A 17,643-nucleotide genomic window follows, 5' to 3' on the forward strand; every position below is an offset into this window, starting at 1 on the left:
TCTCTTGTTACTTGGTTATGTATACTTTATTGCCCTGAATGCGATAATTAACACCGATGCTTTCCTGCAGAATTTTCAGCATAGCATTCAATGGTTTATTCCGGGAAACTTGCAACGTGACACGTTCTATTGTCGCCTCTTCTGTACATTCAATCTGCACACCATACCATCGCTCTAGAATCGGAATCAAGCTCCCAAGATGCTTGCCCTGCAGATAAAAATCTCCAGCTTTCCAAGCAACGTATTCCTGCACATCTACAGAACGGACCTGGATAGCATCGCCTACAGTGGCCTGTTGCCCAGGTGTAAGGATACGTTGAACCCCATTTTTCTTTATTTTCACCTTCCCTTCGACCAATGTTGTCCGATAAGATGACTGTCCCTTATAAGCCTCTACATTGAATTGCGTGCCCAAAACCTCTACATCATGTCCTTCTGAACGTACAATAAACGGTTTAGCTATATTGTGCTGATTTCTTTTACTGACGTCAAAATAGGCTTCTCCATTCAGTTCGACTATTCTTTCAGTCGTCCCTTTAAAACTGGAAGGAAAACGTAAAGACGAAGATGCATTGAGCCATACTTTAGTTCCGTCCTCTAATTCTATCTGATAATATCCACCTTGAGGAACAGTAATGGTCTGCCATTTGATAGTGGCCCCCGACTCACCTACATCGGCTATAGACTCGCCATTCTCATAGGCAATTCCTGATGTCTGCACCTTGATTCCGCCATGATGATCATCTAGGTTAATGAGAGTCCCGTCATCCAACGAAAGAGTAGCCACATTACCTTTTGAATAAATCTGTCGCTCTGATGTTTCACTCTGTTCCATGTGCTCCTGCTGACTCGAGAGACTAAACCAATACAAAGAGAAGCTAGCGACAAGCAATATCGAAGCAGCAATAGCTCCCCAGTAGAAGCGTACACGCTTACTCGGTTCTACAAGAACTTCTTCTGGTTGTTCGATGATACCAAAGAGAATTTGACCTCTTAGCGCTGGTTTCAAAGCGACTTCATCTCGTTCCTCTTCGAATGATCTGCCCAACAATCCACGGACTACCTCTGCAGTAGACTCTTCATTCATCAGCTGAAAAAACTCTCGTTTTTCAGCTTTGGAACAAGTTTGATTGATATAGCATATCCACAGATATTCTATCCTATCTCTATCCATAATTTGCTTTATGAAAATGGTAAAGTAGTAGAGTGACGTACTTCATACTACCGCTTCGATACTGAAGACTTTAAAAAAACCAGGTCGGGTAGGTTTTTATTTAACTTTTTTTTATTTAATCAATAGAACGACTAAATACGCAGGGAAACCGCTACTTATCAACGCCATACGCAACTGCCTCAAACCTTCCTTCATATGAAAATGAACTGTATGAGTTGAAATATCCAATTGTTCTGCCACTTGTTGGTAACTCATTCCCTCTATACGACACAATTGATAAACTTCTTGCTGTTTTGGGCTAAGGTGCGCTAAGGCCTGTTCAAGTACACGCTGCCCTTCTTTCGCATGGATGCCCTCCTCCATACTATGGTCGACAAAATATTTATCATCTTCCCATTCTTCCAGCTCTAGAAAATGTGTCGCTTGAGACTTGAGCATATCAAAGGCTACATTCCGCGCTGTACGTATAAGGTACCCCTCCAACTGTTCGACCTGCAGCAACCTGCCGCGAAATTTCCAGATCCGCAGGAATACTTCCTGCACCACCTCTTGCGCAAGGTTCTCCGACCGAGTCAGTTTAAGTGCGAACGCATTTACCTTAGGGCTGAAAAAATCAAATAGGGATGTAAAAGCCTTCTCATCTCCGGCAGCCAAAAGCTGAGTAAACTCCTGATTGAATATCGACTTTAACATTATATATGATTCCTAATTGGAGGACAAATATAAAAAACTGAACAAGTATTGTACACTTTTTCGTCTGAGTAAATTGGTTTGGGCCACAAATTTACAATCCGATAACAGAATCCATCTGCCTTAGGAGCTACTCACAAGACAGTGATAATATTCCCTTGACGCTGAGACCGCCAAGGGAGTATTAATTACTTAACAAAAGGGGAATGCAGCATAAGATTGACCATTTTGTCAATTCTTTCCCTAGATGCAACTGTCAGCTTCCGCTCGTCCGTAAGCAGATCTTTTCGTTGCATCGGTAAGCTATAAGGTAATGTCCACCCACGCAATGATTTTGCGACATCATCCATCCCATTAATACCCTGCATCGCCTGCACCCCATCGGCCCAGCAAACGAGACCTATCAATTTCCCTGTTAAATAGGGAGATTGTAATTTTGCACTGCACTCTAACCAATCAAGACAGTTTTTCATTACTCCGGTCATCCCCCCATGATAAAGTGGGGTTAACCACACATGTAGATCGGTTTCTCTAAACATGATATTCATGCGATCTACCGAGTTGGGAACTTTATTCAGGGTCGTATCAAACAATGGAACCCCAGAGTCTGTAACTCTAAAAACATCGACAGAAGCATTTTCCGCCAAGAACCTCTCTTCAAAATACTTTGTTATTATTTCGGAAGTAGCTCCTTCTCTTCGGTCCAACGAACCATTAAATAATAATACTTTCATACATCTATCGTTTAAAAATAACTTTAGGCATACCCGCCTCACCATACATCAGCGTCGCGACCACAGGACGCAACTTATCTACAGCCACCATAAAGAGATCGGGATCAATATTAGGATTAGCTTTTACAACGACTTTGGCGCCTTCCAAATGTTCAAAATCAGCCCCCACAAGCTCCTCTCTCCACAAGAGATTCTTCAGCTCCTCCGTTGTTCTATAATCTACACGCCTCGCAATACCATGTAATCTGTCGGCGAGCATAAAATAAACCCAGGTAGGGATGATGGTATCTTCGCTACAGCCGATGGCCACTGCTTTGCCAGTCAATGCTGCCCAATCGTAACGAGACAATTCTTCTTTAAACTCCTTTTCCTTTATGATAAGCCCCATAAACAGAAAATCTTTAATATCCAGAAAAAAAACATCTTCCTGTGGCTCATAATCCATCAAGTCGATTGTTATAATACCGGATGCATGCACCTTATTAAAAAAAACTTCTTCTTCCATACTCCATTTTCTAAAATATACTAATAACCAGAGCCCAATCGACCGAATGGGTCGGCCTTATAATCCCAATATTACCTGCACAATGTAACAGTCGTAATGAATAAAATTAAAGAAACTTCGATATTCCATAGTGCAAAAATGAGAAATGCCTATTAATAAAACAAGTTAAAACTTGTTTTATTAATAGGCATTAAAAAAATAGAATTATCTTTACGCCGAAACATAAACGTAACAAACAGAACAAATGAAAAAAGAAAGTGTAGACCGTATCTTAATGATTATCAAAATGCGTGGAGAGGCTACACTTGCATTAATAGCGTCCGAGCTAAGCATTACCAAAGAAGGTGCCCGTCAACATCTCAATGGTCTGATCCAATCGGAACTAGTGATATCCGAGCAACGAAGTGAGGGTGTAGGACGTCCAACAATATATTACAGCCTCACGGACAAAGGTTTTTCACGCTTTCCGGACACCCACGCCCAGGTCACTGTAGATTTATTACAGGCGATAAAAAGTCTGTTGGGCGACGACGCCTTAAATCTTTTGATTTCAGACCGCGAACAGCAGACCTATAGCCGATATGCCGAAGCACTAACAGGATTAGATACGATAGAAAGCCGACTGGATAAACTCAGTCTGCTGCGTAGTCAGGAGGGGTATATGGCAGAATGGAAAAAAGAAGAAGATCTATATTACTTTATAGAGAGCCATTGCCCAATCTGCGCTGCGGCAACAGCCTGCCAGGGATTCTGTAGGGCTGAACTGCAGAATTTCATCAAACTATTTGGCCCTGCGTACGAAATCAAACGATTAGAGCATATCCTGGCCAAGGATAGACGCTGTGTGTACGAAATAAAAGAATTGTCCAAAGCTAGACAATAGCTATACCGAGCCATAGGTCGGCAAATATGTTGAAACATTTTATGTCCTAACTATTTACAGTTCAAAATATTCTTTATATCTTTGCGGACTTTAATAGTATTTTTAAACAAAATTTAAAAACAAAAACAGGTAAATGCCTACTATTCAACAATTAGTTAGAAAAGGTAGAGTAGCTCTGGTTGACAAGAGTAAGTCACCAGCGTTGGACTCATGTCCACAGCGAAGAGGTGTATGTACACGTGTATATACTACTACCCCTAAAAAACCAAACTCAGCAATGCGTAAAGTAGCTCGTGTACGTTTAACAAACGGTAAAGAGGTCAACGCTTACATCCCTGGAGAAGGTCACAACTTACAAGAGCACTCGATCGTTTTGATCCGTGGTGGTCGTGTTAAAGATTTACCAGGTGTGCGTTACCACATCATCCGTGGTGCATTAGATACTTCAGGTGTAGCAGGTCGTAACCAACGTCGTTCTAAGTATGGAACTAAGCGTCCTAAACCAGGACAAGCAGCTGCAGCTCCAGCAAAAGGCAAAAAGAAATAATTAAACGGAGGAAAGAAAAATGAGAAAATCAAAACCAAAAAAGAGAATCATTTTACCTGATCCAAAGTTTAACGACGTTCAGGTAACACGTTTTGTAAACAATATGATGTTTGACGGTAAGAAATCTATCGCTTACTCTATTTTTTACGATGCAGTAGAATTAGTAGAACAAAAAACACAAGAGAACGGACTAGAAGCTTGGAAAAAAGCTTTGAACAACGTAATGCCTGCAGTAGAGGTTAAATCTCGCCGTGTTGGTGGTGCCAACTTCCAAGTTCCTATGGAAGTACGTCCAGAGCGTAAAATCGCTTTAGGGATGAAATGGTTAATTTCTTACGCTCGCAAGCGTGGTGAAAAAACTATGTTCGAAAAATTAGCAGGAGAGATCATTTCAGCTTCTAAAGGTGAAGGTGCTGCTGTGAAGAAGAAAGAAGATACGCACAAAATGGCGGAAGCTAACAAAGCGTTCTCACACTTCAGATTCTAATTTTGAAAACGACAAAACAAATATGATTACACCGATCGTTGATAAAGATTTCCATCATTATCACGGTCGGTGTACTTATTTAAACTGTTAAAATTAAACAGCCTCCCAAAGGCAAACTGCAAAAATAAAATGGCAAAAGATTTAAAATTAGTTAGAAATATCGGTATCGCTGCTCACATCGATGCTGGTAAAACAACAACTACAGAACGTATACTCTTCTACTCTGGTGTAAACCACAAATTGGGAGAGACTCACGAAGGTTCTGCGACTACAGACTGGATGGCACAAGAGCAAGAGCGTGGTATCACGATCACATCTGCAGCTGTAACTGTATTCTGGAACTACCGTAACAAAAAATACCAAGTAAACGTAATCGATACTCCTGGACACGTGGATTTCACGGTTGAGGTAAACCGTTCGTTACGTGTATTAGATGGTCTAGTTTTCTTGTTCTCAGCAGTTGATGGTGTTGAACCTCAATCAGAGACTAACTGGAGATTGGCTGATGGATACAAAGTACCTCGTATTGGTTTCGTTAACAAAATGGACCGTTCAGGTGCTGACTTCTTGAAAGTAGTTGGCCAAGTAAAATCTATGTTAGGATCTAACGCTGTCGCTTTACAATTACCAATCGGTGCGGAAGATGGTTTCGAAGGTGTAGTTGACTTGATCAACAACCGTGGTATGGTATGGAATGAGGCAGACAAAGGAATGACTTTTACGGAAGTTCCTATTCCTGCGGACATGTTGGACGAGGTATCTGAATACCGTGAAAAATTATTAGAAGCTGTTGCTTCTTATGATGAAACTTTGATGGAGAAATTCTTCGAAGATCCAAACTCATTGACTGAGCGCGAAATCTTAGATGCTTTACGTAAAGCAGTATTAGACAATGCAATCGTTCCTATGGTATGTGGTTCATCTTTCAAAAACAAAGGTGTACAGACAATGCTTGACTTAGTAATGGAGTTATTACCTTCACCTCTTGATATCGAAGCGGTAAAAGGAACAAACCCGAATACAGGTGAAGAAATCGAGCGTAAACCATCTGAATCAGAGCCTTTCGCAGCATTAGGTTTCAAAATCGCAACTGACCCATTCGTAGGTCGTCTGTGTTTCGTACGTGCTTACTCAGGTGTACTTGAGGCTGGTTCTTATGTATTGAATACACGCTCAGGAAACAAAGAGCGTATCTCTCGTATCTTCCAAATGCACGCTAACAAGCAAAACCCTATCGAAAGAATCAGTGCGGGTGATATTGGTGCAGTTGTAGGTTTCAAAGATATCAAAACAGGTGATACACTATGTGATGAAAAGAATCCTATCGTTCTTGAGTCAATGCAATTCCCAGAGCCAGTTATCGGTTTAGCGATTGAGCCTAAAACTCAAGCTGACGTAGATAAATTAGGTATCGGCTTAAGCAAATTGGCTGAAGAGGATCCAACATTCGTCGTTAAAACTGACGAAGACACAGGTCAGACTGTAATCTCAGGTATGGGTGAGCTTCACTTGGATATCTTGATCGACCGTTTACGTCGCGAGTTCAAAGTTGAAGTAAACCAAGGAGCTCCTCAGGTAGCATACAAAGAGTCTATCAACGGAACTACAGAACACCGTGAAGTATACAAAAAACAATCAGGTGGTCGTGGTAAATTCGCAGACATCAAAGTTGTTATCTCTCCTATCGACGAGGATTATGATACGTCAAAATCAGCGCTTCAATTCGTAAACGAAATCGTAGGTGGTGCTGTACCTAAAGAATACATCCCTGCGGTTCAAAAAGGTTTCGAATCTTCATTGAACAATGGTGTATTAGCTGGATACCCACTATCAGGTATGAAAGTTCGTTTGATCGATGGTTCATTCCACGCAGTGGATTCAGATTCATTGTCATTTGAGCTAGCTGCTAAGATGGCATACCGTCAAGCTCTTCCTAAATGTTCTCCAGTATTGATGGAGCCTATCATGAAAGTAGAAGTATTGACTCCAGAAGAAAACATGGGTGATGTAATGGGTGACTTGAACCGTCGTCGTGGTCAGATGCAAGGTCTAGATACACGTAATGGAGCTCAAGTAATCAAAGCTATCGTACCTCTTTCTGAGATGTTTGGTTACGTAACACAATTACGTACTATCACTTCAGGTCGTGCGACTTCGACTATGGAATTCGATCACTATGCTGAGGCACCACGTAACGTACAAGAAGACGTGATTGCTAAATCAAAAGGAAGAATCAAATCTATTGAAGACTAATAATTTAGAATAAGGATAAAGGAACAAATATGGAGGACATGTCTTTTATCTTTGTTCTTTCCATCCTTAATCCAAAGAAAGATAAACCGACCGCTGGTTGCGAATAGCTCTAATCAGCGGTCATTTTAAACAAATAAAAAATGAGCCAAAGAATCAGAATCAAATTGAAATCTTACGATTACAATTTAGTTGACAAATCAGCTGAGAAAATCGTAAAGACAGTAAAACCTACAGGTGCAGTTGTTAGTGGTCCTATTCCATTGCCTACTGAGAAAAAAATCTATACGGTATTACGTTCTCCACACGTTAACAAAAAAGCACGTGAGCAATTCCAATTGTGTTCTTACAAGAGATTGTTAGACATCTACTCATCTAACTCAAAAACAGTTGATGCGTTGATGAAATTAGAATTACCTTCAGGTGTTGAAGTTGAAATCAAAGTGTGATAGATTTCAGTTACTGAAAAGAAAAGCCTTCTCTAACAAGAAGGCTTTTTTTATGGACGCAAACGAAGCCATCGTGTTAAATAAAAGTAAACTCTATACGGAATGGGTGCAAGGGTACAAACTATTGCCTAATTTTGTATATGGAGAATTTAAAAGGAAAGAAGGCCCTCATAACCGGTGGCGGTAGAGGCTTAGGTAAGGCTACTGCCTTGGCATTCGCCAAAGAAGGCATCAACGTAGCGATTACAGGGAGGAATGAACAACTGCTGAAAGATACAATCGCAGAGCTGGATACACTAGGCGTACAGGCGACTTATGCGGTCTTTGACGTGGCTGATTTTGATAGCGTAACAGCAGCTATAGAAAAGTTAAACGCTGACTTTGGAACATTCGATATTTTGGTCAATAATGCTGGTGTAGCTGCTTTTGGATCGGTATTGGATATGGATCCTAAGACCTGGAAAGATATTGTCGAAACAAACCTCTTGGGCACCTACTATGTCACCAAAGCGGTGCTTCCGCAGCTTATAGAAAAGAATGAAGGAGATATCATCAACGTGTCCTCTACAGCTGGATTGAATGGTGCAGCCACAACTTCGGCGTATAGCGCGTCCAAATTTGGTGTTATCGGTTTCTCTGATTCATTGATGCGCGAGGTACGCAAACACAACATCCGTGTATGCACATTAATGCCCAGCACAATTGCATCGGATATGTCCAAAGAACTACAGCTGACAGACGGCAATCCAGATACGGTACTACAGCCGGAAGACTTTGCCGAACTGATCGTAGCTAATCTGAAATTACCACGCAGGGCGATGCTTAAATCAGCTTCTCTCTGGTCTACAAATCCATAGATAACAAAAAAGCCTCACAAATGTGAGGCTTTCTATTTTTTGAACTTCTATTCAAATTAGAATTTGAAAGTCAAACCGAATTTAGCAGTGTTGAAGAAGTTGTTGAAAACATTTACGTTTGTATTGAATTCAGTCTCAGCTTTAGCACCATCTACGTCAGCTTTACGTGAACCGAAAGAAACTACATCAGCAAAAGCAAAGTTAACAGCAATTTTCTCTGTTAAGAAGAAGTTAGCACCGATACCTGCATTAGCACCAAATCCATTGAATTTAGCTGCATCAGTCTTAACATCACCAACTTTTTTCTCACCAACTTTCTCATTCATGTAACCAACACCTACTTCAGTGTAAGTTTTGAAACGTGAACCAACTTCTAAGAAGTAGTAACGACCGAAAGCACCAACACCAAAGTTTTTGTCTGTAGCAACAGTTTTGATATCAGCTGCATAAGTAGTTTTTTTATCTTGACCGAAACCGAAGTCAACTCCTACTGCGATTTTATCCGTTACGAAGTAACCAGCTTTAGGATTGAAGTTAAACTCTGAAGTTTTAGCTTTTGTTCCTTTATCGTTAGTATTAGAAGATTGGAAGTTACCTTCTACGATGAAGTTACCTTTTTCAAAACCAAATTCTTGCGCTTGAGAAGCAGCAGTCAAACCTGCAACAGCAGTTAATGTAAGTAAAAATTTTTTCATATCTTTTTAATTTATATTTAACACTGGCAAATGTAGAACTTTTTAAAATCAAAAAAAGAACAAAAAGTCTTCTAATTGTCACAACAACTAAAACTAAAAAATAAAAAACTAAAAATCAACAAGTTACAAGTGTAACAATTGTGTTTTTTATCAAAATGCGATAAAAAGATCGAATTTTATGCAATTATACTAATGAAAAAAGAACTTTAATACTGACTATTAATCAAAAAAAGGTCAATTATTTAAAAGGTTTCAAACGAAACTATAGAAAAAGGTCTAAAAAGTTTACTTGCACATATATTCTTAGAGCTGTTTTCCCCAATACCGACCGCTCCCTCTTACGCCTTCAGCTCTGAGACGTCCTTCGACTGTTGCTTATAGATTCGAAAACAACAAAGAGCCAAACCGATAACCGTTAATCCAGCCGATAGCAGAAAAGGCATTCCTGGGAAATAAAACCCCGTGCCCTCTCTGGTGAAATAAGAAAAACTAGAAGTCATCATCGGCGGAGCGACAAAAGTGGTAAACCCGAGCAAACAACCTAAAACTCCTTGGAGTGCTCCTTGTTCGTTGTCAGGTACGCTTAGAGAAATCATACTTTGCATAGCAGTTCCTTGAATACCTCCAATAATAAATACAATTATTCCACCGAATAGTAACCACTGCATGTCTGTGAAAGCAAAAATAAAAAAGCCCAGCATAATACAACATAAGCCACCGATCAGCATCTTCCGCTCCCCCACTCTATCCGTTAGAAAAGAGACACCCCACAGCTGCACAATAATAGAAAGGGCACCAATAAATGCCAATGAATACCCCACCATCGCATTGCTCCAGTGAAACTTCTCTATGGTAAAGAACGACCATACGCTCTCCATACTATGTGTTGCCATAGAAACAAACAGCATTGCAATAACCAATGACCAAACGGCAGGGAGTTTTCGCAAGTGTACAAGGGCACCCAAGGGATTGGCTTTTCTCCAATCAAATTTCCGTCGATTATGATTCTCTAGCGACTCTGCAAAGAAAAAATACCCGAATATAAAATTGATAAAGCTCAGTAACGCCGCAAAGAGAAAAGGTGCGTGTGTCCCCCACCCTGCCAACACCCCTCCAACAGCTGGCCCCAATATAAAGCCTGCCCCGAAAGCGGCATTAATCAAGCCGAAATACTTTGTTCGATCTTGTCCTGTGCTGATATCAGCTATACAGGCTGATGCGACCGAGAAACTCGCTCCGGTCATACCAGCAATCATACGCCCACAGAATAACCAAAGTATACTCGGTGCGAAAGCCAAGAAAACACAATCAATTCCAAAACCTAATAAAGAGCTTAAAAGCACCGGACGGCGACCATAAGCATCGCTAAGATTCCCCAGTACAGGGGCGAATACGAACTGCATAAAAGCATAACCAAAGGAAAGCCAGCCTCCATACTGTGCAGCAGTACTAATATCAGCGTGCAATAAATCGGTCAGTAATTGTGGTAATACAGGGAAAATAATTCCAAAACCAGCGGTATCTATCGTGACCACTATAACGATAAAAATTAGAGTATATCTCTGTTTAGATTTCATATTGATGTGACAATAACAAATAAGCCACTATGCCTGATGGATAATGTCTGTTGACAATATATTTAATACATGAAATGAACTTCGATCAGGAGTGATCAAAGTGTATGTCTATAGAAAAGAATAAATTTATTACTGCCGCATAATGATACAAAGGTATCGAAAAGAAAGTATAGCATCAAAAATCTCTTGACCAATACAAACAATAAGCATAGATTTCATCTTTTGGGTCGTCTTCCTTATCATTGGAAGACTTATTTATACAACAGAGCTTATGTATTATCTTAAGGTTTCATTTTAAGCAACGATTTGTACGAGTAGTCTTTAATAATGCTTCTACCCTCCTTCGAGAATGCTTCGGGACAGGTTCGGGATAGCATCGGTTGTTGTTTGCCTATCGTTTGCCTTAGAGGCGAAGCGAAGGCAAAGAGATACCGAAGGATAGGCGAAGCAATACCGAAGGAACCCCGAGTATGGTACGGAGTTGTAACGAAGGACAGTCGAAGCTATAGCGGATTTGAGGGGACTTGAACGGACTTAAGGAGACTTGAGGGGACTTCCCCTAGATCTTCGGATCCATTCTCATGGTTTTTCCGAAAATATAATCCCCCCGATGACCGATTCTCCTTTAGTTTAAAAGGGACCGTCTCAAGGATCAATAGACAGTCCCATTCAATACATATTTTATTATAAGGCTTGATTTACCTCATCTATCATTTTATCGATGGAGATTACGCCTCCTCCGGCTAAATACCATGTTTCGGAATCTAAATAAACAATTTTCCCATTTTTAAATGCATTTGTGCGTTGGATCAACTTATTTTCGATTTCTTCCTTATTCAGTGGAGTATCACCAATAGCAGCACTTCTATCTACAACAAATAAGATATCCGGATTAGTCTCTGCAATAAATTCGTTAGAGGTCTTCGTGCCATGAAGATGGGTATCTAAACCTTTTGCAGCTTCCTGCACACCGAGAATATCGTGGATAAGCCCAAAGCGTGAACCACTGCCATAAGCACTAAAACGTCCTTTATTATGTAATACAACTAACGCCTTTGCATCAGATTTTCCAGCTTTTTCTTTGACTGATGCGGCCTTGTCCTTGATAGCGGCTAGGGAAGCTTCAAACTCTTTTTCCTTACCAAAGATCTTACCCAGGTTAGCGGTATTTTTCTCTAATGCACCAAACTGATCCTTTGTATCCCAAACGGGAATAATAGTTGGGGCAATTTTAGAAATCTGTTCATAGGAATCTTTCAGCCTGCCTCCAATAATGATTAAATCAGGATTCAGCTCATTCAATTTTTCAATATTGGCCTCAACCAGATTACCTAGGTCAGCAATGCTATCATCGTCCTTATATTTCGAAAGATACTTTGGCACTCCTGTTTTGGGGATACCTACCGGCTTTACTCCTATAAAGTCTAGGTTTTCCAATTGACTAAAATCCAATACAACTACTCTCTTGGGATTGACTGGCACATCTACCGTTCCCAATTCATGAGTTACGGTGACTCTACCGCTAGACCCTTCACCTTCGGCCTTACTTTGATTAGCATTGTTACACCCCGTAAAAGCGACTGTTATCGCGAGTGCGAATAAAAAAATAGATTTTTTCATATATATATTATTTAAACAGAATTAGCATTATATTTTTTTGACTTTTAACAATAGATACAAAAAGTATATCCCTCCCACCAGATTGATAATTGTACTGATTGGTGTAGAAAAATTAAGTATCCGTTCCATAATGAACTGCCCTCCGACAAGAGCAACAATAGCTACCAGACAACAGGCTGGAATAACCAATCCGTGGCGCTGTGACTTTATCAATTGGTAAGTGACATTGGTCACCAACAAGCCTAAAAAGGCGATAGGACCGATTAATGCTGTAGAAACCGACACAAGAATAGCAATGATAATAAAGAAGGTCTTCACCACCTTAGGATAATCCACTCCAAGACTAATTGCCTGATCACGTCCCAAAGCAAGCACATCGAGATACCGATTCATTCGAAAAGCGAAGAGCAAAACGATTACCAAAATAACTGTAGCATACCATAGCAAGCTTTCATTTATCTTATTGAAAGAAGCAAACATCTTCCCTTGGATGATGAAAAAATCATTGGGATCAATCAATAACTGCATAAAGGAGCTCAACGTATTGAACAATATCCCAAGCACCAGTCCCACCAATAGCAACAAATACATATTGTTGCGCCCTCTTCTATAAATCAGAAAATAAAGCAGAAAGGAAAACCCGATCATGAATAGAACCGACAGCAAGAAATTGTCAAAACTATTAAGAACACGAAAAGTCGTATCACCGTATACAAACACAATGATGGTCTGCAATAGCATATAGACCGATTCAAATCCCATAATAGAAGGTGTCAGAATACGATTGGCAGTAATGGTCTGAAAAGCAACAGAGGAATAAGCAACACAACAAGCTAGGACAAGCATGGCGACCAACTTGATGGATCTTAATTCTAGTGCAAACCGCCAACTAGTCCCAAGATTATAGCCTAAGAATAAACCTATAATAATGAGGGCCAATAATAGTAATAGCAAAATCCGCTTCTTGTTCTCCTTCATTTCTTACGCAATAAAAGAAGGAGAAATAGTATACCTCCAATAAAACCAACAACCATACCTATCGGAACCTCGAAAGGGAAAATAATTACCCTTCCGATAATGTCACAGATCAGCAGAAAAATAGCTCCCCATAGCGCAACATAAGGAAGTGTCTTCTTAATATTATCGCCATGTACCATACTGACTATATTCGGAACGACCAATCCCAGAAAAGTAATAGAACCAGCAGTGATAATGACTGTACTAACGGTTAATGAGACACATAATACCCCAATATTCATAACAGATTTGTAATTCAGGCCAAGGTTTTTGGAGAAATCCCGCCCCATCCCTACCACAGCAAACTTATTGGCATATAGATAAGTGACTATTATCGCAGGTAGACTGACGTAAATAAGCTCGTACTGTCCCTGCAAAATACCTGAAAAATCGCCCATCATCCAGGCGTTCATATCCTGAACCAAATTATGATTGACAGCGAAAAAAGTAGCAATAGAGTTGAGAATACCTCCAAACATAAGTCCTACCAACGGAATAAAAATAACATTCCGAAATCGTATCCGTTCCGTAATAAACAAGAAGAGTAAGCTACCAAAAAAGGTAAAACAGAATGCAAAGATCCCCTTAACAAGCATACCCGATGTAGGAATAAGAAACATGCCTGCCAACAAACCAATCTTTGCAGCTTCTAATGTACCTGCTGTAGTGGGTGACACAAATTTGTTCTGTGTCATCTGTTGCATAATAAGACCACAGACACTCAATCCAATGCCAGCTAATATCAGCGATATCGTCCTTGGTATGCGACTCAAAGACACGATAGAAATCTTGTCTATATCCCAACGAAGAATATCTGATATAGAAATATCGGCCACTCCTACGAATAGGGAGAGTATAGAAAAAAATAATAAAACAATTATAAACAGTGTTGTCTTCAACTCCTTAGTCCAGTATTTGAAACAATTAACAGAATCATTACAATGCTATGCCTTAATGCTATTCTTATTAAGACTCATTATAAATATATTTGCAAAGCTAGATTTATCTTAATGCAAGGAGTTAATGAAACAGGATGATTATTTAATATAAACGGATTAAAAAAATGAAGGTATCAGCTAGACTAACGGAATCGAACAAATACTATATTCGCAAAGAAGTGAAGGATAGCTACAGTAAATCGGCTTTATTAGAAGAAAGTGAAATTGATATTGTAGAGCAAGAAATTGGTCATATCGCCTATAAGCAAATCGCTTCCAGTGGCATGATACTAATTGATGCAAAAATGTATTTTCAACTGCCGACAATAGATATCTTCAAGATAGAGGGAGAAAGTATCATGATGGAATTTCTGTATGACTCAAACAGTCACAACATCACTTTTTCGAAAAACTATCGTGGCCGATTCGAAATGGAGGCTGAAAAGCAGATTCATTTTTTCATTATCATCCTCTCTAAGGAATACTACTTCACCCTGATTCCAAAGAGCTACAGCTTACATCGAAACTTTGTAGATAATATCTTTGCACAAGACACCGTATCTATCTCGGAAACCATGCTGCAGTTTAATCCTGCTATACATAGTGTCATTCACGAGATCAAGTCCTGTAATCGCAAAGGAGAACTGAAACGTCTTTATATTGAAAACAAAATACAGGAACTCTTATTACTGCAATTGGAGGTAAACCAACAACAGTACCTACTGCTCCATCAATCCGGGCTGAATGACAAAGACCACAAAAAACTACTTGAAGCAAAGCATATCCTGGATACCAATTTTAAAGATGCGCCACGTATCCCTGAGCTCGCACGTATGAGCTATCTCAATGAGTTCAAATTGAAAAGCGGGTTCAAGACTTGTTTTGGCATGACTATCAAAAATTATGTAATCAGCTTAAGAATGAAACAAGCAATCAATCTCTTAAGTGAAGATCAACACAGTATCACCGAAATCGCATATCTATGCGGCTATAATGGCATAGTGCAGTTCTCCTCTGCCTTTAAAACGTATTATGGATACTCTCCAAGCTTTTTACGTAAGGTGCAGTAATAATTTCTACTTTTTTAATGCTACTTTCCCGTCGGCATTCTCAGGACAAAAGCTCCTCGGAACCCGCTTACTTTTTATAGGTTAATATCGGGACTTTTCTTAAGAAAGATAGTCCCTGTACCGTTGAAACATAAAGTATTGAGTTTAAAAAGTGTTTAGATTTATTTAGAAAAAAAACAACTAGCGACGGCCTCATTTTTCTAATTGCTAGATCAACATCTTCAATTAAAGCACTGGTAGAACTTCTAAGAACATATTTGACTTTAACCGCAACTCCTATTCTTTTGAACAACCGCGCTTCTAAAAGCTTAGCTTTAAGTAGAGTTTCTTTAGAAGCGATGACATGCAATAAACTAATTTCAATATTAAGATTTCTTACAAACCCTAAGATCTTCTTGATTTCTTTTTGATAATTAACCATATCTGAAGCGTAACAAATACTATCTATAGTTTTTGTCTTATAAAAACTAGGGACACTAATTACCGGAACTGGAGACTTCGCAACTAATTTGTTCGCTGACGTACTAATAGCCTCACCGCCCCTGCCTATCCCCTGAATACCAAGACATATACAGCTGCATTTATGCTTGGCGACGCATCTCAAAATAGTGGTCACTATATTGGGATTCATCTGAAGGTCTATCTCAAAATTGACGATAGGCGTTTCTATATTGGTAAAAATTCGATCTAAAAACTTGTTTAACTTAGCTAATATAAATTCTCTTCTGACTTGACGATAATTTTCAAACCTATGAGGTCGCCAGCTTTTGGGTTTCAAAAGATGATAAACATGCACAATAATCAAGGTAGCACCTTTTAACTGTGACAATTTATAAGCAAACTGAATCGCAGAAATAGAGCTAGCTGAAAGATCTGTAGCTACCAGAATTTTTTCCATACACTTTCGTCATTTTTCGCCAAAATTACTTATAGAATAATGCGGCTACAATGACGGATATCAGTCAAAATACTGATCGTTAGCGTAAAATATGCTTTACATATAATTTGTTGTTATACACTTTTCAAGATTAATCAAGAGTGCCTTACACAGGCATTTTTCGGGAAGGTTACTTATAATTGTTGTGAAGAAGGGATGTAAACCGTTTATTTAACTTTTCATCTTAATTAAACCGTAAAGATCTATAATCTGGATTTGACTTCCATTTCTTTCTATCAAACCTCTTTCTTTAAAATCGGTAAGTATTCTACTAACGGTTTCTATGGCAATACCGGCAAGTCCTGCAAGCTCGTCCCTACAAATATCTAGTTGGTCTATCGGGACCGCATCCTTATTTAACCGGACCAACACTTGTGCAAGTCTTTTTCTCACAGACTCATAAGCTAGCTCGATGAGTTGGTCTTCTTTTTCGTGTAAATTGGCAGATAATATTTTAATAAAGTGTTGATTAAGTTCAACATGTTCGTTTAACAAATCAATGATTGCACTTTTAGATATAAAATAAAGCGATGAATTCTGAGTAGCTTCGGCACTTTCAAGCCAAGGATCATCTAGTAACAAAGTGTCCAAACCAATAAAACTTTTTGGTTTATACAAACCTGTAATCATTTGCCGGCCATCATCTGTTAGTTTTAAGGTTTTAATACAACCTTCGATCAATAGATAAAGCCATTGCGAATGATCGCTTTCGTAATACAACATTTGCTTCTTTTTGATATGTCTTATTTTACATTGAGAGATAAGATCAATCAGTTTTTCTAGCCCTTTACCATTATGGGGATGAATATTGTCTACCTCGCTAATTGGCAATGATGTCTGATTCTTATTCTTGTTAATTCGAGCTTCTACAGACCGAACAAGTTGACCGCCCTGAAATGGTTTGGTAACAAAATCATCAGCGCCGCACGCTATACCTTTTTTTACAATATCTGGAGTCGATAATGCATTTAAAAAGACAAATGGGATTTTAGTGGTTGATGGATTTCTTGACAATACAGATAATACTCCAAAACCATCTATGTCTGACAACACAGTATTGCATAATATTAAACTAGGAAGTTTACTTATTGCTAGATTAATTCCTAGTTTGCTATTTAATGCAGCTGTTACTTCATACCCTGAATTTCTTAATATATCCGAATATTTACCCAGTAAATCCGGATCATTTTCGATAATTAAAATATTTTTCATT

Annotated in this window: 18 protein-coding genes; 7 read left to right on the forward strand and 11 right to left on the reverse strand. The window is 39.2% G+C overall.

Annotated features, from left to right (window positions below):
* Positions 1-7: 7 nt before the first annotated feature.
* The 4 genes from CLV99_RS14245 to CLV99_RS14260 form a co-directional block, all read right to left on the reverse strand.
* Positions 8-1,174 (reverse strand): FecR family protein, encoded by a 1,167-nt coding sequence (locus CLV99_RS14245; protein ID WP_133585192.1) that lies wholly within the window; start codon positions 1,172-1,174, stop codon positions 8-10.
* A 111-nt stretch (positions 1,175-1,285) separates the two neighbouring features.
* Positions 1,286-1,867, reverse strand: coding sequence for an RNA polymerase sigma factor (locus CLV99_RS14250; RefSeq protein ID WP_133585193.1), 582 nt, complete (start codon positions 1,865-1,867; stop codon positions 1,286-1,288).
* A gap of 185 nt (positions 1,868-2,052) precedes the next feature.
* Complete coding sequence (locus CLV99_RS14255) at positions 2,053-2,598, reverse strand: NADPH-dependent FMN reductase (protein WP_133585194.1); 546 nt, start codon at positions 2,596-2,598, stop codon at positions 2,053-2,055.
* A gap of 4 nt (positions 2,599-2,602) precedes the next feature.
* Positions 2,603-3,103, reverse strand: a complete 501-nt coding sequence (locus CLV99_RS14260) for a DUF2480 family protein (RefSeq protein WP_133585195.1) — start codon at positions 3,101-3,103, stop codon at positions 2,603-2,605.
* A gap of 244 nt (positions 3,104-3,347) precedes the next feature.
* Here CLV99_RS14260 and CLV99_RS14265 point away from each other — a divergent pair, with 244 nt between their 5' ends.
* From CLV99_RS14265 to CLV99_RS14290, 6 genes are all read left to right on the forward strand, one after another.
* Positions 3,348-3,986 (forward strand): helix-turn-helix transcriptional regulator, encoded by a 639-nt coding sequence (locus CLV99_RS14265; protein ID WP_133585196.1) that lies wholly within the window; start codon positions 3,348-3,350, stop codon positions 3,984-3,986.
* Positions 3,987-4,119: 133 nt separating this feature from the next.
* Complete coding sequence (gene rpsL / locus CLV99_RS14270) at positions 4,120-4,533, forward strand: 30S ribosomal protein S12 (protein WP_002993550.1); 414 nt, start codon at positions 4,120-4,122, stop codon at positions 4,531-4,533.
* A 19-nt stretch (positions 4,534-4,552) separates the two neighbouring features.
* On the forward strand, positions 4,553-5,020 hold the full coding sequence (gene rpsG / locus CLV99_RS14275) for a 30S ribosomal protein S7 (protein ID WP_022829265.1): 468 nt from the start codon (positions 4,553-4,555) through the stop codon (positions 5,018-5,020).
* 129 nt (positions 5,021-5,149) lie between these two features.
* The gene (gene fusA / locus CLV99_RS14280) at positions 5,150-7,273 is read left to right on the forward strand and encodes an elongation factor G (protein WP_133585197.1); all 2,124 of its coding nucleotides are present in this window, start codon (positions 5,150-5,152) and stop codon (positions 7,271-7,273) included.
* 140 nt (positions 7,274-7,413) lie between these two features.
* Positions 7,414-7,719 carry a 30S ribosomal protein S10 gene (rpsJ, locus tag CLV99_RS14285; protein ID WP_013667229.1) on the forward strand — a complete coding sequence of 102 codons (306 nt, stop codon included), beginning with the start codon at positions 7,414-7,416 and terminating at the stop codon, positions 7,717-7,719.
* A 140-nt stretch (positions 7,720-7,859) separates the two neighbouring features.
* The gene (locus CLV99_RS14290) at positions 7,860-8,576 is read left to right on the forward strand and encodes a 3-ketoacyl-ACP reductase (protein WP_133585198.1); all 717 of its coding nucleotides are present in this window, start codon (positions 7,860-7,862) and stop codon (positions 8,574-8,576) included.
* Positions 8,577-8,632: 56 nt separating this feature from the next.
* On the opposite strand, the gene CLV99_RS14295 is transcribed toward CLV99_RS14290, so the two are convergent.
* From CLV99_RS14295 to CLV99_RS14315, 5 genes are all read right to left on the reverse strand, one after another.
* Positions 8,633-9,271, reverse strand: coding sequence for an outer membrane beta-barrel protein (locus tag CLV99_RS14295; protein ID WP_133585199.1), 639 nt, complete (start codon positions 9,269-9,271; stop codon positions 8,633-8,635).
* A 338-nt stretch (positions 9,272-9,609) separates the two neighbouring features.
* Positions 9,610-10,848 (reverse strand): TCR/Tet family MFS transporter, encoded by a 1,239-nt coding sequence (locus CLV99_RS14300; RefSeq protein ID WP_133585200.1) that lies wholly within the window; start codon positions 10,846-10,848, stop codon positions 9,610-9,612.
* Between the two features lie 684 nt (positions 10,849-11,532).
* Positions 11,533-12,468 (reverse strand): siderophore ABC transporter substrate-binding protein, encoded by a 936-nt coding sequence (locus CLV99_RS14305; protein WP_133585201.1) that lies wholly within the window; start codon positions 12,466-12,468, stop codon positions 11,533-11,535.
* 27 nt (positions 12,469-12,495) lie between these two features.
* Positions 12,496-13,446 (reverse strand): iron chelate uptake ABC transporter family permease subunit, encoded by a 951-nt coding sequence (locus tag CLV99_RS14310; RefSeq protein WP_133585202.1) that lies wholly within the window; start codon positions 13,444-13,446, stop codon positions 12,496-12,498.
* Positions 13,443-14,384, reverse strand: a complete 942-nt coding sequence (locus CLV99_RS14315) for an ABC transporter permease (RefSeq protein WP_133585203.1) — start codon at positions 14,382-14,384, stop codon at positions 13,443-13,445. The genes CLV99_RS14310 and CLV99_RS14315 overlap by 4 nt, the downstream gene beginning before the upstream one ends.
* 164 nt (positions 14,385-14,548) lie before the next feature.
* Here CLV99_RS14315 and CLV99_RS14320 point away from each other — a divergent pair, with 164 nt between their 5' ends.
* Positions 14,549-15,493, forward strand: a complete 945-nt coding sequence (locus CLV99_RS14320; RefSeq protein WP_133585204.1) for a helix-turn-helix domain-containing protein — start codon at positions 14,549-14,551, stop codon at positions 15,491-15,493.
* Positions 15,494-15,560: 67 nt separating this feature from the next.
* Here CLV99_RS14320 and CLV99_RS14325 read toward each other — a convergent pair whose 3' ends face one another.
* A complete protein-coding gene (locus CLV99_RS14325; RefSeq protein ID WP_133585205.1) occupies positions 15,561-16,391 on the reverse strand; it encodes a universal stress protein in 831 nt (276 codons plus the stop codon).
* Between the two features lie 210 nt (positions 16,392-16,601).
* Positions 16,602-17,642: a response regulator gene (locus CLV99_RS14330; RefSeq protein WP_133585206.1), complete on the reverse strand. Its 1,041-nt coding sequence runs from the start codon at positions 17,640-17,642 to the stop codon at positions 16,602-16,604.
* Between the last annotated feature and the right edge of the window lies 1 nt (position 17,643).

Origin of the sequence: Sphingobacterium yanglingense (assembly GCF_004363245.1) — a bacterium.
Classification (GTDB): Bacteria; Bacteroidota; Bacteroidia; order Sphingobacteriales; family Sphingobacteriaceae; genus Sphingobacterium; species Sphingobacterium yanglingense.